Source organism: Ruegeria sp. AA3, from assembly GCF_056542905.1.
Window position 1 is genome coordinate 12,130 of the sequence record NZ_JBQGAQ010000018.1, and the last position, 13,072, is coordinate 25,201.

Consider the following 13,072-nt stretch of genomic DNA (forward strand, 5'->3'; position numbering starts at 1 on the left):
GTTGTTCCTTCTTTGTGATAAGCCTTGTGTTTTCTCGGATATTCCTGCTCTCATTCTTCGCTATTTCTAGTGGATTGTTAAGCTATGCTCTTTTGTTTGGTTGCTTTCGCTCCTTAAAGCTAGGCTACTGCTTTGGCCTTGAAATGGGGAACAGAAGATGACTCTGAGGCGCTACTCGGATGAAGCCACTCTGGAACGCTCGGGTGCGGCGATGTGCGTGCGATTTGTGGTGGTGTGGGCCCCTGCGACTCTATCTATTACTATTCCCCCTGGGAAGTATGGCTGGGAAGTATGGCAGGATAAGGTAGTTGTGTTACAAATTTACAGTCCTGCAATATTCGGCCTTAAAGCACTTCTAAGGAGTGCTTATGTCGCACACTCTACCGGGATTCTAATTCAGTGCGCGTTGAGGGGGTGCAGGACGAAAACGCCTAAACCATGCCTCCAAGGTCCTGAAACTTATTTCAGCTAACACTACAGATATTGCTGAATAGCCAAGGAACATCACCCAACCGTCGTTGAACCATAGAGTCGCAGTGAGACGGTGCCAAAGGTCCAACCCAATTAAATGGTATAGATAAATTCCATAACTGATCTCACCTATTCGAGCCACCGGGCGAAACTCCAAAAAAGGGGTAAGAGCTGTATCTGGACGTACAACCAAAGCTGCAAGCGTGGCTGTCATAATTGTGTGGATTAGAAGGTTCGGCCATCCCAGTAGATCTACTGGAGTGGTTTGGAATGCAATGATGAGAAAAATAAAAAGAACCAGAGCAGCATACCTACTACCAATCAACCTCCATGCAAATAAAAAAGATCCAGTCCGATCAAGCGAAATAGCCAGAAGAGAGCCCATTAAAATCGGCGCATACGTTGAATTGGGTAGCTTAAAAAGAAGTGGCCCTATGGACTTCGGAGAGGTTGGTATTAATCCCGCTGATATAAACACATTTACAAGTATTAATACAAATAAAAATACTATTCGTCCCGTTGAAGATAAAAATAGCAGCAACACCGGCCATAACAAGTAGAACTGCTCTTCAACAGATAAAGACCATGTAATTGATAATGTTGGTATATGATCCGTTAGAAAGTTAGACAAAAAGAGATAGTAGAATGGCAGTATTTCTAGATACTCAACACGCCCCTGCACCATAATATAGTAGGTTGCCACCATAGAAACGACAAATACATAGACTGGCAGTATTCTTAAGGCGCGGCGCAAATAGAATGATCGTATTGAGAAGCGCCCTATCTCGTGCGCCTCTCGGAGTAATAGAGTTGTGATCAGGAATCCCGATAAAACAAAAAAAAAGTCGACCCCCATAAATCCACGATTCAAGAACTGAATATGACTTTTGTCTGCTAGAGGAGCATGGTGCCATAGTACCATTACAATACAAATAAATCGCAAACCATTCAAATTGAGAAAAAACCGTGTCTTACGGTATTTTTGATAAGCTGCAGATGCCGAGTTGCACATGCTTTTTTCATCCATTTGGTCAATCTCTTGTTTAATTAAAAAGTCCCTTGAGCTCTGAATCTTCTTGATTAGCGGGCAAACACAAGAAAACTATTATGCCCTACTTATGTGGCCCATTTTGGTTAATAATGTATCATTAGTCTTTCGTCTATCTGCGCGGTGGCTTTAGCGGTTAATGGACGGGGTTCAGCGTCTAGAATCTCTGTTTTCATTCGTATGGCGGTGAACGAAGTCATCGCTCCGCTAGTGGTGGAGTACACTGCCGAGCAATCACTAACAACCAAAGGTGAATCGCCTTGGTAAGCTGATTGTATCACTATTATTCAATCCTGTTTATCGCCCTCTTGTCCATTCATGGTTGCTAGTGCGCAGCCTGGCAGCAAGAAGAACGATTGCATAAATAGCGAAGCTGAATGGTGCCGCTCTAAAGATCTTTATTAATTCTAACCTAGTTGGTTTGCGTTTATCGTTGTTTTTTTCTAGTTCAGGATAAAGGCGGGTGATTTCTGCCACTCCAGAATCTTGTCGGCGGCGCACTTTGATGAGATTTAAAAACCCTTCTACCAGTGGCCAGTGATAGCAGGCTTGTACTTCAATGCGTTCATGTGGAGCAAAGTTCAAACGCACAAAAGTGTCGTCGGAGATGATATCTGGGAATTGCTCCCACCTTTTTCGACCTGCTTCATTGACACTAAAAAGTCCGGCTCCAACTGCCCCGCTTTGTACAAAAGGCAATCGCACCCATAGGTCTGCATAAGCGCGCGTAACTAAGCTCTTTGCTGCCATGACTCGCATAGTGCCCGTCGCGTAGATGGGTTCAGGTCTGTTCAATGCACTGCGTAGTTGACCCAGCAATTCACTGTCGCAGATGACATCCGCATCCAGATAAACCCACATGTTGCCTGACACCAATCGCTCCGCCTCATTAAGTGCGTTCAACTTTCCTGGCGATTTAATTTTCAGTAATTTCAATACCCAACCTCGGGCTGTAAACTTTGCTTCACAACTACGGGCAATTTCTTCTGTTCGGTCTGTGCAGGCATTCATAGCGACGATAACAATGGCTGGTCCGGCAGCCTCGTCTTGCCTTAGAAGAGCCTCAAGGCAAGCTTCGATATAAGCCTCTTCATTGTGGGCGGGAATGATAACAGTAAGAACCTTAGCGGAATCCACATTATTAGGTGAAGTGTCTCGGCTTGTTGTCTTCTTTAAGAGGCTCATCAATACGGTTTCAATCGCCAACTTTATGCATTTTTATGTGATGCGCAGAGTTTCTGCACATTGCAAGCTATCATGAATTATTTAAGGCGGTTCAGTTTTGAAAAATATTAAATTCCCTCCTTTGATCTTCGATTATTACGGCCCAGTTGTAGAACGACCCCATATCGTAATGATACTCGGATTAAGAACGCTGGCGCCGTGTAGTCCCGTTCCTACTGACATCGATTGAAAGATACAGTTTTCAGTCTAATCTGTTGTTATGATTTTTCGCATTGTCTTTATTCTTAATGCCTTCGTGGCTTTCGGGGCAGTCAGTGCTGAGACCGTGCAGTTGCTCCCAAGCAATATGGTGCGCGTTGGGCTGTATGGCTGGGTCGTCCCAAAACTGGAGCTGGGTGAGAATGCTTCAACTCAGCCGATTGTCTCACCATCTACCAAAGGGGCTGACGCGAGACTGTTAAGGCGGCTGGATGCACTTGGTCAGATTTCAGGGCTAGATGGTGTTTTATATGATAACCGAGATAGAGCACATTCAATGTTGCCGCCAGACTTGTTCAGGCAAATTACGCTGCTGGACTATGCTCCAGAACTACGTGAGGCTGGAGCAGATTACGGGCTTGCTGGAGAGATTTTGTTCCCCGTCCCAACGCTCGGTAACTCTTCTACCGCGATCATAGATGGAGAGGCCCCGCGCAGTCTTTCCCGCCTGGCTATGACAACTCCGTTGTCGCCCGCCCGATTATTTCGAGGTTACGCTAACAATCATTTGTATGTTTACCCAGAACATCAGGATCATGATGAGATTGATCTCTATCCCGCGAACTGGCCCTACACTGTTACTTCGCAGGGATCATCCGGGTCGGATCAGGTCTTTCTGCGTGCCTTAGCCATGACCCTCGCAGCGTTTACTCCGGAAACCCGCGCCCGCCTTGAGGCTAGAAAGCTTATTGCTCCTACATTGCAGATGATACTGCGTCGGACACAAAAAGGGTTATATGGGGTGAATGCCTATAAATCAGGTTCTGCCCATCCCACTGTTTTTGACGCAGAGCGATTATCTCCAGAACGAATGATTGAGTTAGCTGTCTCAATTGCGCCGGAGGATATTCCGCCAATGATTCGGATGAAAGTTTTGTCCGAAGATTTTGGCTCAGAGGCTGATGTAATAGGCCTAACCGAGAAGCTATTCACGACACCATCGGCAATAGCTCGAATCTGGCGCGGGCAAGAACATAGAAAACAAATTACGCTTTCAGTAAGCGACACAATAGACCCAAACCATCGTGAGCTGCAGTTTTTCTGGATTCTGCTGCGTGGCGATGCGAAAAAAACAAAAATTTCCCCCACTGAAGATGGCCAGGAAGCCACAATTGAAGTTGCATGGCATGATCCCTTTCCAATTACTCCACGCCAGGTGCGCCGGACATCTCGGGTTGACGTCGGAGTGATTGCTTGGAACGGAGTTCAATTCAGCGCCCCCGCAATTTTATCTATTAGTTTTCCCACGCATCAGAGCAGAGTATACGCGCCAGATGAACGTGATGTGATGCGTTTGCAAACAGTGGATTACGATGCGCAAACAAGAGCTGTACCTTATGATCCATTATTGCATTGGTCCGCTCCATGGCACGATACGTTTGAATACACGCAAGAGGGGCAGTTAATTGGTTGGCAGCGTGATACTAATGATGGAGAAACCATAAGGTTTAACGGTGACGGTAAACCGATATTTGGTAAGGGTGTTGAATACCAGATAATGAAAAACCCTACAGGGCACCCAGTTCTGGAAATGTATGGAATCGATGGATCGGGGTCTCAGTAAACATAACTGTCCATTTTATCTAGAAAGCGACATTTGTTAAGCACTACACCAATAAAATTACTGCGCGTTTTAATCTCGTGTTCGCATTTCTCTAGCTCTTCGGAAGTTGTACTCCCAGCCTCGGCAATCAAAAAAACACAATCGATCTGATCAAGAAAAGCATAGGTGTCATCACAAGCCAACATTGGTGGTGTATCGAACAGCATCACATCGGGCTGATAAAGTTCCTCCAAGCGATCAATTACATGGGCCGCCCCTTTATCCTGTAAGAGTTCTGCTGGATTTGCAGCCGGTCTACTGTTAGTAGCAAAAGCCAGTTTTTGCTTGTAGCAGAACATGTGCTCTTCCGGTGCACTGTCCTGTTCAAGCGCACTTGCGAAACACCTTTTTCCTTTTTGTTGCAGTATCTTGTCAATACTCGGTCGACGCATATCTAGGTCGAGCACCATCGTTTTCAAATCGCGCTGCCGAGCAAAACTAAATGCAAGGTTCAAACACAAAGTTGTCTTCCCGCAGGCAGACCCCGGTGAGGTAATTGCAACCCTACGCCAATTGTTGGCCTGCAATTGATGCATCATCCGGGTCCGCAGCAGATCAAACGGCGCGGATGCATCTCCGGCTTGATCGGCCACAATACGTGCCCGGTGCAGTTGCTTTGGTCTCAGCTGAAGCTGCTTCAGATTCTCCCATAGTTGATTGACAGCTGCATTCGGAGTGACCTTGGCAGGTTGGTCTGTTGCCGCATTGTTTGTTGGGGAGGGATGAGTTGTAGCATTGGTAAAAGCATCCGAATTCTGCCGAACTTCGCGAGCTTTCTGAATAGCGGATTGAATGCGTTCCATAGTGTATTTCCCATTAGCCGAGACTGAAACGGTCAAGTAGAGCTTCAACACCAAGCTTTTCGGCTACCTGCTCAAAGAAAAGATCGAGTGGAAGATAATATTGATCGATGAGATAGAGACCGATGCCTATCCCGGCAATCGGGATGACTAAACTCGCAACGATCATCATGCGGCGAGTGAATATCTCTCGAGTGGTCTGGATATAAGGAACTGTTCCAAAGGCGGGGACGCCAAGTCGAGCCGTTAGATCAATAGGCCGACGAATGGTATTATTAAGAACTTCCAGTACCAGAAATAGTCCAAATGACAGAGCAATCCCCCCTGCAGTCCCTGCCATAGCAATCAGTTTTCTATTAGGCTCAGCAGGGTTGCTGGGAACCGCGGCCTGTTCAGTCACAGTAATACGTTGACCGCGGGATTGGGCTTCAATTTGGTCACCTGTGCGCGCTTCCGCTAGGCTAGCAGTCGCCTGAGTATATTGGAGGCGCAGGTTCTCGTAGTCACGTTCCAGTGTTCCCAATGTGATTGCATTGGTAGGTGTGGCTTCGATAGACGCTGCTAGTGCGTCTAATTCACCGTTAATTATTGTCTTTTGCTCTTCGATGAATTCAATCTGACCATCAATATCGGAGATTTGCAGTTCAAAGGCAGTGAAGTTCGGAGCTGTTTCAGTTCCTAAGCCAAGTCTAATATTTTCGGCTTTTAGTGCAGCAATCTGGCCATCCAGAGATCTAATACGAGGATGACCCGCAGAGTAAATTACTAGGGCTGACGCCCTCTCATCTTCTAGTTGACGCAGGCGTCGCTGCTCCGGAGACAGGCTCTCGCCAGCCAAATCTGAGCGGCCGGTACGCTCGTAAATCTCAACCAATCGCGCCCGCCTATCACGTAGTCCAGACAGCTCCCGGTCTAGCTGCAAAAGCCTTTCCTGGAGGGAGGACTGCCGATTGCGACGATAATCAAGGCTATCAGGTAAAGCCTCCTTATGCGCTTCCTTGAATTCTAAGATTTTAGCGCCTTGATCGCCCAATTCGATGTCTAGGCGAGCAACCTCTTTTACAAAAAAATCCAATGTCTGCCCGGTGACATTCGTGCGCATGGCTACGTTTTCCTGCAGGATTTGTGTAACCAATTCGTTGGTGACTTGCGCAGACATCTCACCGGTTGGGGCAGCGAAGGAAACCGTTACAAAAAACGAATTAAAAGGAAGCTGTATCTCAACCCTTGATCGCATATCATCTACAATGGCATCCGGCGTCATGTCAGGAGAGCTTGCGTAGACATTGAATCGCCTCGCCAAATCCAAAAGATTGGCACGGGTGAGCAAACGCTGCTGTGTTACTTCAAGGATTTCCACAATACTTGCCTGCACTGTGGATGAGGCAAGCTCTCCAGGAATTTGTGGGGACTCCACGACTAGTTGTGCCTTCGCTTTGTAAACTGGAGGCAACTTAATGGCGAGAAATACTCCGGCAGCAGTACAGGCCAAAATAATCAATACGAAATAGTGTAACCGCCTTAAGAACAAGGACAGGTAAAACCGAACTTCACTCATCATTGTGTTTTACCATCTTCGTCTCGAGGTAAACTGGCGGCGAAAAAGGCCCCATCGCTCAAGACCATTTCTACTGTATGCCTTACAACACCCTGGCGCCCTCGAGTGAAAGCATAGACCATCGATAGATCGCAAAGCTGGTTAACTAGACGTGGCACGCCAGCCGTGGCTTCATAGATCAATTCTGTTGCAGCGGGGCTAAAGAAGTTACGTTCTGCACCTGCAATCTCTAGTCGATGACCTACATATTTTCGAACGGTTTTCATATCCATTGCCCTCAGATGAAAACTCGATGCGACGCGTTGAGCGAACTGCCGCATTTCCGGTCGGCGGACGATTTCCTTTAGCTCGGGCTGCCCCACCAAAACCAATTGCAGCAATTCGTCTTTGTTCGAGTTGATATTCGTAAACATTCTGAGTTCTTCCAAAGATTCAGCACTCAAATTTTGTGCCTCGTCAAAGATGAGAATGACCCGGTGTCCCTTGGCATACTCATCAATAAGGTGCTTTTGGAAAGCCGCAAACAAATCAACATAGGTGGCATCAGCCGGAGCCGGCTGCCCCAGAGCCATGAGAACCCAGCGCAATAATTCTCCCCGATCACCATGCGCATTGGAAATCAGGCCTATTTTCACATCATCGCCAACGGATTTTAGCAAATGGTGTAGTAGAGTTGTCTTTCCTGCGCCAACTTCACCTGTGATCAAAGTGATCGGTGCGCGTGTCAGGATGCCGTATTCAAGCATCGTATAGGCCTGTAGGTGGGCTTGGGACCAAAATAAGAAATCCGGGTCCGGTAGCAGTGAAAAGGGTCGTTCTGTCAGCCCAAAATGTGCTGTGTAAATGTCAAGCGAACTGCTCGTGTCGACATGGTTCGGGGTATGTACTGGATTAATATTCAAATCTTCAGGCTCATTTATATGTACTGGCGCCGCTGCTTTTTTAGTTTCTGCCTCATCTTTTTGAGGTGCCAAAGAAGATGAGCGCTCCTCTATTTCAGGTCCGTCATTGTTTAAAGGCGTACGTGTATTGGTCAAACTCCACTGACGGCGCAGCAGCAGTTGCCCCGGAGCTGCAGGACGGTTTTGTCTCATCAATCCGAGCTTCCTTTCGGCCAAGTAGCGCCATCGATCTAGGGCCTGCATATGCATTGATCCAGATACATCAGCTGTACGAACGTTGCTCCTTCTCTGCGTGAAGTGGCTCCATATGTTTGTCAGGAGCATGCCCAACAAGACGCGCACGAATCTATAGAGCTATAGGAGTTTCACAAAGTACATTCCTAAAAATCGCACTCTTGGGGAGGGCGGCAGACGTCAGATAGGATAGCAGCGATTCTCTTCAATGTGGAAAATATTATAAGCTATTGTTATTTTTATTATATTTCCCTCTCTTAGTGCGCCGAAACCATTGCTAGGTGAGTCAATCTAACGAGTCATCGATCGGAATTCTGTGAAACAACTGACTCTATAAGAAAATTTTTTCGCCAGTTTGGAAACAATACTAGCCGCTATTATAGTGAATGTGCGCACTTAGTAGGCATTCAGCCCTCTGCACAGCCCACGATTGGCCTCGAAATGGAAACAATTCTACTTCATCTGGCTATTGGATCGATTCTGCCTTCACTTTTGACAGTTTTTACATTTGCATGTTTGAGCTAGGACTTAAAATAGTGTTAAGATCGTGTCCAGAAGAAGGCTGCCAAGCATTATTGTGACATAATTCATATTAGCAGCGTGTGTGATGATATAGACCTCCTTTGTGAGGCTTGTTTAAAAGAGTAAGACCATAATCAGGTCTTTGTTGATGGTTGAAGAGTGAAGTCGTCGAGTTATGACTGTTCAGTACACAGATATTCCAAATAAATCCCAGCCCATATGTGCCGTTCATGACAGAGGCCTGAACGCTTCTGATCCAGTTCAGGTCTATAGGCGAGTTTTGAAGCGCAGCCTGGATGTCGCATTTGTTATCATGGCATTGCCGATTGCCCTGCCGCTCATTCTTGGACTGGCTATTTTGGTGGCACGAGATGGAGCTAATCCATTCTATGCCCAACTGCGCGTTGGTCGAAATGGCAAGCTTTTCATGATGTGGAAGCTACGTAGCATGGTGCCAAATGCCTGCTCTCAGTTGGAAAACTATCTGGCCAGCAACCCAGCAGCACGTAAAGAGTGGGATGAGACGCAAAAGCTCAAAAAAGACCCGCGCATTACAGTTTTTGGCCGCATACTGCGGAAAACATCTCTGGATGAGCTACCCCAGTTATTCAACGTATTTAAAGGCGACATGAGCCTTGTTGGTCCGCGCCCAATGCTGCCCGACCAACAGGAGTTATATCCTGGTACTGCATATTACGAGTTGCGCCCAGGGATTACTGGTTTGTGGCAGGTCTCCGAGCGCAATGATAGCAGCTTCGCCAGTCGCGCTGAATTTGATTCTACTTATTCCGAGCAACTATCTCTTAAAACGGATCTGGGAGTTTTGTTCGCCACTGCCGGGGTTGTGTTGCGCGGCACCGGATACTAAGCCAGTTATTAGCCAATAGTATTGACACAAAATAAATCGACAGGGTTACCCTGCCGGAAAGATTGTAATGCTGCACCGCCTGCCTTCTTTGCCGTTCCTTGCGATCTGTACTTTTTTGTTCCTTGTGGGATGTGAGGATTCTAAAGAACGAGCCGAGCGACATTATCAATCTGCACTCGAACTTTTGGAAGACGGCGATGTTGATCGCGCGTTGGTCGAGTTGCGCAATGTGATTAAGTTTAATGTTGAACATAAAGATGGCAGACTTCTCTACGCTCAAACCTTGGAGGAGAAGAGCGAATTCCAGGAAGCGATAAGTCAGTATTTGCGAGTTGTCGAACAGGATCCAAATCGTTTGGAAGCACACATTCCTTTAACGCGCATATCACTCGAACTAAATGCTTGGGAAGAAGCGTTCCGCCATGGGCGCGCAGCTCGTGACTTAGCCCCAGACAATGAAGAAGTTGCCTTCTTGAACACAGTTCTCGATTACCGAGAGGCTATACAAGCTGGTGATATGTTGGCCCTTGACGCTCCGCTGGATGCAGCGAAGGCTAAGCTGGATAAAGATCCCTCGGATCAATTGGCTTGGCGGCTGGTAGTTGATCACGCGGTGACCCGCGGAGATACTGAACTTGCGCTGGAAAACATCGAAATAGCGTTGTCGCATCTGCCTGACGAATTTAATTTTTATGCAATCAGACTAGAGTTGCTGATGTCTCAGGAAGATATGGCGATGGTTGGTCTTGCTCTTCAGGACATGGTTGAGCGGTTTCCGGATGACCTCCAAGCACGCAACATGCTGCTGGCCTGGTATTTTGAACAAGATGACATGGCAGGGGCAGAAGCATTTTTGCGTAAGCTTGCTAATGCTCCAGAAGCGGGTCCGGTCGAAAATCTGCGCGTTGTAGATTTTCTCCGGCGCACACAAAGCTCTGAAAATGCGCGCGCTGAACTTGATCGGCTGATCGCAGAGGATTCAACAGATAATACCTATTTGGCGACACGCGCGGCGCTGGACTTTGAGGAAGGAGACACTGACGCGGCAATTGCGACCATGAAGGATATATTGGAAGGCGCCGAAGCATCGGAGGAATCCGCAAACCTAAAGGTAAATCTGGCGCGTATGTTGGTCAGCGCAGGGAATATTGACGAAGCAAAAGCACTGGTCGATGAGATTCTGACCAATACCCAAGGCCATGTAGAAGCTTTGAAAATGCGCGCCACTTGGGAGATCGAAGATGATCGCCCCGAGGACGCGATCTTGACCTTACGCACGGCACAAGCAGGTGCTCCACGTGACCCGGATATTATGACTCTTATGGGGCAAGCGCATGAGCGTGCAGGAGCCCGCGAACTAGCGGGGGAACGGTACTCGCTTGCGGTCGAGGCGTCGGGGCGCGCATCGAAGGAATCTTTGCGCTATGTCAATTTCCTTACCCAAGATAATCGTTTGGATGTCGCTAAAGCCGTTTTAACGGATGCACTCAAAGTCACCCCAACCAACATCGATCTGCTCATGGCGATGGCAGATATCCAACTCAGGCAGCAGAATTGGGATCAGGTTACACGCCTTGTATGGCAGCTTCGGGCGCAAGGGACTTTGAATGCGACAGCTGCTGCCGATCGGATTGAAGCGGTGCAACTCTTACGGCAACGCCGCCCAGAGGATGCGATCGCATTTCTTGAAGAGCTGTCATCAACAGATGAGAGCAACATTACGGCTTTGGCTAAGCTGATCAGCACGCTCGTTCGGGAAGACAAGGTCGATACCGCGCGGGGTATGCTGGACGAGCGGCTGAAGCAAGATTCCCAAAACCCTGACCTACGTTTCTTACGTGCAGGTATTCATGTGGTTGAAGGGAAAAACCATCAGGCTGAAGAGGCCTATCGTAGCTTGCTGGAAGAGTTTCCTGAAGACCCCCGATTTCTACGCCAACTCAACCAGATTCTAACTCAGCAAGAGCGTGAAGATGACTTAACAGCCTTGCTTACAGCGGCAATCGAAGCGCACCCCACAATGGTGTTGCCGAAATTTCTTAGAGCTGAACAATTGGAACGTCTGCAAAACTTCGATGGCGCTATTGATCTCTATGAAATTCTTTATGCCGAAAATTCCAGCAATCAAATTATTGCCAATAATTTGGCCAGTCTAATCACGACACATCGCAACGATGAGGAAAGCCTGTCGCACGCATACACAGTTGCGCGGCGGTTGCGTGGTTCAGATATACCAGCCTTTCAAGATACTTACGGTTGGATTGCATTTCGGCGCGGCAATCACTCGGAAGCGCTAGACTACCTAAAACAAGCCGCTGCCGGCCTGCCAAACAATCCGTTGGTGCATTATCATCTAGGGGAAACCTATATGGCCTTGGGTCAGACGCAGAATGCGCGAGAGGCACTAACACGTGCATCTGAACTGTTTGAAAATCAAGAACTCTCACAATTCAATAGAACTCAAGAGTTGCTGAATTCCCTCTCATCAAACGATTGAATCTGTCTGGGCGGTTAGGATTGTGCCGAATTTATACGCTGCGCCGTCACTTGCTCAGCCTGATGAGCATCAGTCCAAGTGATATGTAGTGATAAAATTACAATAGCCTCCAAAGTCCAAAGGCTGCCTGCTATGGCCTAGATCGTAATGGCAATTGCCAATGGGGGCACCCGATTTCAACGCGGCAACACCCCAAACCGTTCCTAAGGTCATCCCAAGTAGAGTCAGCCCGGCAATTATTGTGCACTTTGTTCCCAAAGATATGCCTAGCCAGAATGCTATTGAGACAATGGTACGAACCAAAAGCGTAAATATGGCGTAATCATGTCTTGGATGAGAACAGTCAGGCGTGTCGTTCTAGGGTCAGACTGACCAAGCCTAGCAAAGACAGATGAATTTTGAGATGCAGGGAAGAAAGCGTGGAATTTTCATCAAAATCAGGGCAGAATACACTGGTAAAGGGTTAATGGGCACCTGGTAGACAGCTAGGAGTTGCTCAAGTTAGCATGAAAGAGTTTGGATATGAAATCTATTTTGGCGCTGTTCGTTTCAGTCATCATTGGCGCTGCAACACTGCCGGCTGAAGCGCAAGGTTACCGCATTCAATCGGGGGATACGCTACGTATCGAAGTTCTCGAGGATGAAAGCCTGAATCGTGATGTTTTGGTGCGCCCGGACGGTCGTATCAATGTGCCACTCGCAGGGTCTTTGCGAGCAGGTGGTCGAAGTGTTGAGCAAGTCAGTAATGAACTGGCTCAGCTATTGTCTCCGAACTTTGCCTCCCCCCCCAATGTATTTGTATCTCTAGGCGCACTTAATATTCCGCGCGAGCCGCTACCTCAGCGCACAATTGATGTATATGTCATTGGCGAAGCTGGGGCGCCGGGCAGGCACGCCCCTGTGCGCGGTACAACACTCCTGCAATTCTTTGGCGAAATGGGTGGATTTTCTAGATTTGCAGCTACAAAACGGATAATGCTTCGTCGTACAGACAGCGCGGGCAAAGAAACCGTATACAAGTTTAACTACGACGCGATGTTGGACGGCACAGGATCAGGGGGATCGACAAAGCTAGCCGACGGTGATGTGATTGTAATCCCGCAGCGGCGTTTGTTCGAATAACCCC

9 protein-coding genes are annotated in these 13,072 nt (G+C 47.7%); 4 read left to right on the forward strand and 5 right to left on the reverse strand.

Annotated features, from left to right (window positions below; genetic code table 11):
- Window positions 1–391: 391 nt before the first annotated feature.
- Window positions 392–1,498 (reverse strand): acyltransferase family protein, encoded by a 1,107-nt coding sequence (locus ACR0JR_RS20945; protein WP_480457929.1) that lies wholly within the window; start codon window positions 1,496–1,498, stop codon window positions 392–394.
- 318 nt (window positions 1,499–1,816) lie between these two features.
- The gene (locus ACR0JR_RS20950; protein ID WP_480457931.1) at window positions 1,817–2,725 is read right to left on the reverse strand and encodes a glycosyltransferase family 2 protein; all 909 of its coding nucleotides are present in this window, start codon (window positions 2,723–2,725) and stop codon (window positions 1,817–1,819) included.
- A 238-nt stretch (window positions 2,726–2,963) separates the two neighbouring features.
- Between ACR0JR_RS20950 and ACR0JR_RS20955 the strand changes: the two genes are divergently transcribed.
- Window positions 2,964–4,526: a hypothetical protein gene (locus tag ACR0JR_RS20955; protein WP_480457932.1), complete on the forward strand. Its 1,563-nt coding sequence runs from the start codon at window positions 2,964–2,966 to the stop codon at window positions 4,524–4,526.
- Here ACR0JR_RS20955 and ACR0JR_RS20960 read toward each other — a convergent pair.
- From ACR0JR_RS20960 to ACR0JR_RS20970, 3 genes are read right to left on the reverse strand one after another with little or no spacing between them, the layout of a single operon-like run.
- Window positions 4,520–5,368, reverse strand: a complete 849-nt coding sequence (locus ACR0JR_RS20960; RefSeq protein WP_480457933.1) for a CpsD/CapB family tyrosine-protein kinase — start codon at window positions 5,366–5,368, stop codon at window positions 4,520–4,522. The genes ACR0JR_RS20955 and ACR0JR_RS20960 overlap by 7 nt on opposite strands.
- Window positions 5,369–5,381: 13 nt before the next feature.
- Window positions 5,382–6,923, reverse strand: coding sequence for a GumC family protein (locus ACR0JR_RS20965; protein ID WP_480457935.1), 1,542 nt, complete (start codon window positions 6,921–6,923; stop codon window positions 5,382–5,384).
- Window positions 6,923–8,017 carry an ExeA family protein gene (locus tag ACR0JR_RS20970; RefSeq protein WP_480457937.1) on the reverse strand — a complete coding sequence of 365 codons (1,095 nt, stop codon included), beginning with the start codon at window positions 8,015–8,017 and terminating at the stop codon, window positions 6,923–6,925. Before ACR0JR_RS20970 ends, ACR0JR_RS20965 begins: the two co-directional genes overlap by 1 nt.
- A 739-nt stretch (window positions 8,018–8,756) precedes the next feature.
- On the opposite strand from ACR0JR_RS20970, the gene ACR0JR_RS20975 reads away from it, so the two are divergent.
- From ACR0JR_RS20975 to ACR0JR_RS20985, 3 genes are all read left to right on the forward strand, one after another.
- A complete protein-coding gene (locus ACR0JR_RS20975) occupies window positions 8,757–9,449 on the forward strand; it encodes a sugar transferase (protein ID WP_480457939.1) in 693 nt (230 codons plus the stop codon).
- Window positions 9,450–9,516: 67 nt separating this feature from the next.
- Window positions 9,517–11,946 carry a tetratricopeptide repeat protein gene (locus ACR0JR_RS20980; RefSeq protein WP_480457941.1) on the forward strand — a complete coding sequence of 810 codons (2,430 nt, stop codon included), beginning with the start codon at window positions 9,517–9,519 and terminating at the stop codon, window positions 11,944–11,946.
- A 522-nt stretch (window positions 11,947–12,468) separates the two neighbouring features.
- Window positions 12,469–13,068, forward strand: a complete 600-nt coding sequence (locus ACR0JR_RS20985) for a polysaccharide biosynthesis/export family protein (protein ID WP_480457942.1) — start codon at window positions 12,469–12,471, stop codon at window positions 13,066–13,068.
- The last annotated feature ends 4 nt before the right edge of the window (window positions 13,069–13,072 follow it).

Coding starts and splice junctions, on each gene's coding strand:
- ACR0JR_RS20965 (WP_480457935.1), bottom strand. CDS start 6,923: ATGAGTGAAGTTCGGTTTTACCTGTCCTTGTTCTTAAGGCGGTTACAC.
- ACR0JR_RS20985 (WP_480457942.1), top strand. CDS start 12,469: ATGAAATCTATTTTGGCGCTGTTCGTTTCAGTCATCATTGGCGCTGCA.
- ACR0JR_RS20975 (WP_480457939.1), top strand. CDS start 8,757: ATGACTGTTCAGTACACAGATATTCCAAATAAATCCCAGCCCATATGT.
- ACR0JR_RS20960 (WP_480457933.1), bottom strand. CDS start 5,368: ATGGAACGCATTCAATCCGCTATTCAGAAAGCTCGCGAAGTTCGGCAG.
- ACR0JR_RS20980 (WP_480457941.1), top strand. CDS start 9,517: ATGCTGCACCGCCTGCCTTCTTTGCCGTTCCTTGCGATCTGTACTTTT.
- ACR0JR_RS20945 (WP_480457929.1), bottom strand. CDS start 1,498: ATGGATGAAAAAAGCATGTGCAACTCGGCATCTGCAGCTTATCAAAAA.
- ACR0JR_RS20955 (WP_480457932.1), top strand. CDS start 2,964: ATGATTTTTCGCATTGTCTTTATTCTTAATGCCTTCGTGGCTTTCGGG.
- ACR0JR_RS20970 (WP_480457937.1), bottom strand. CDS start 8,017: ATGAGACAAAACCGTCCTGCAGCTCCGGGGCAACTGCTGCTGCGCCGT.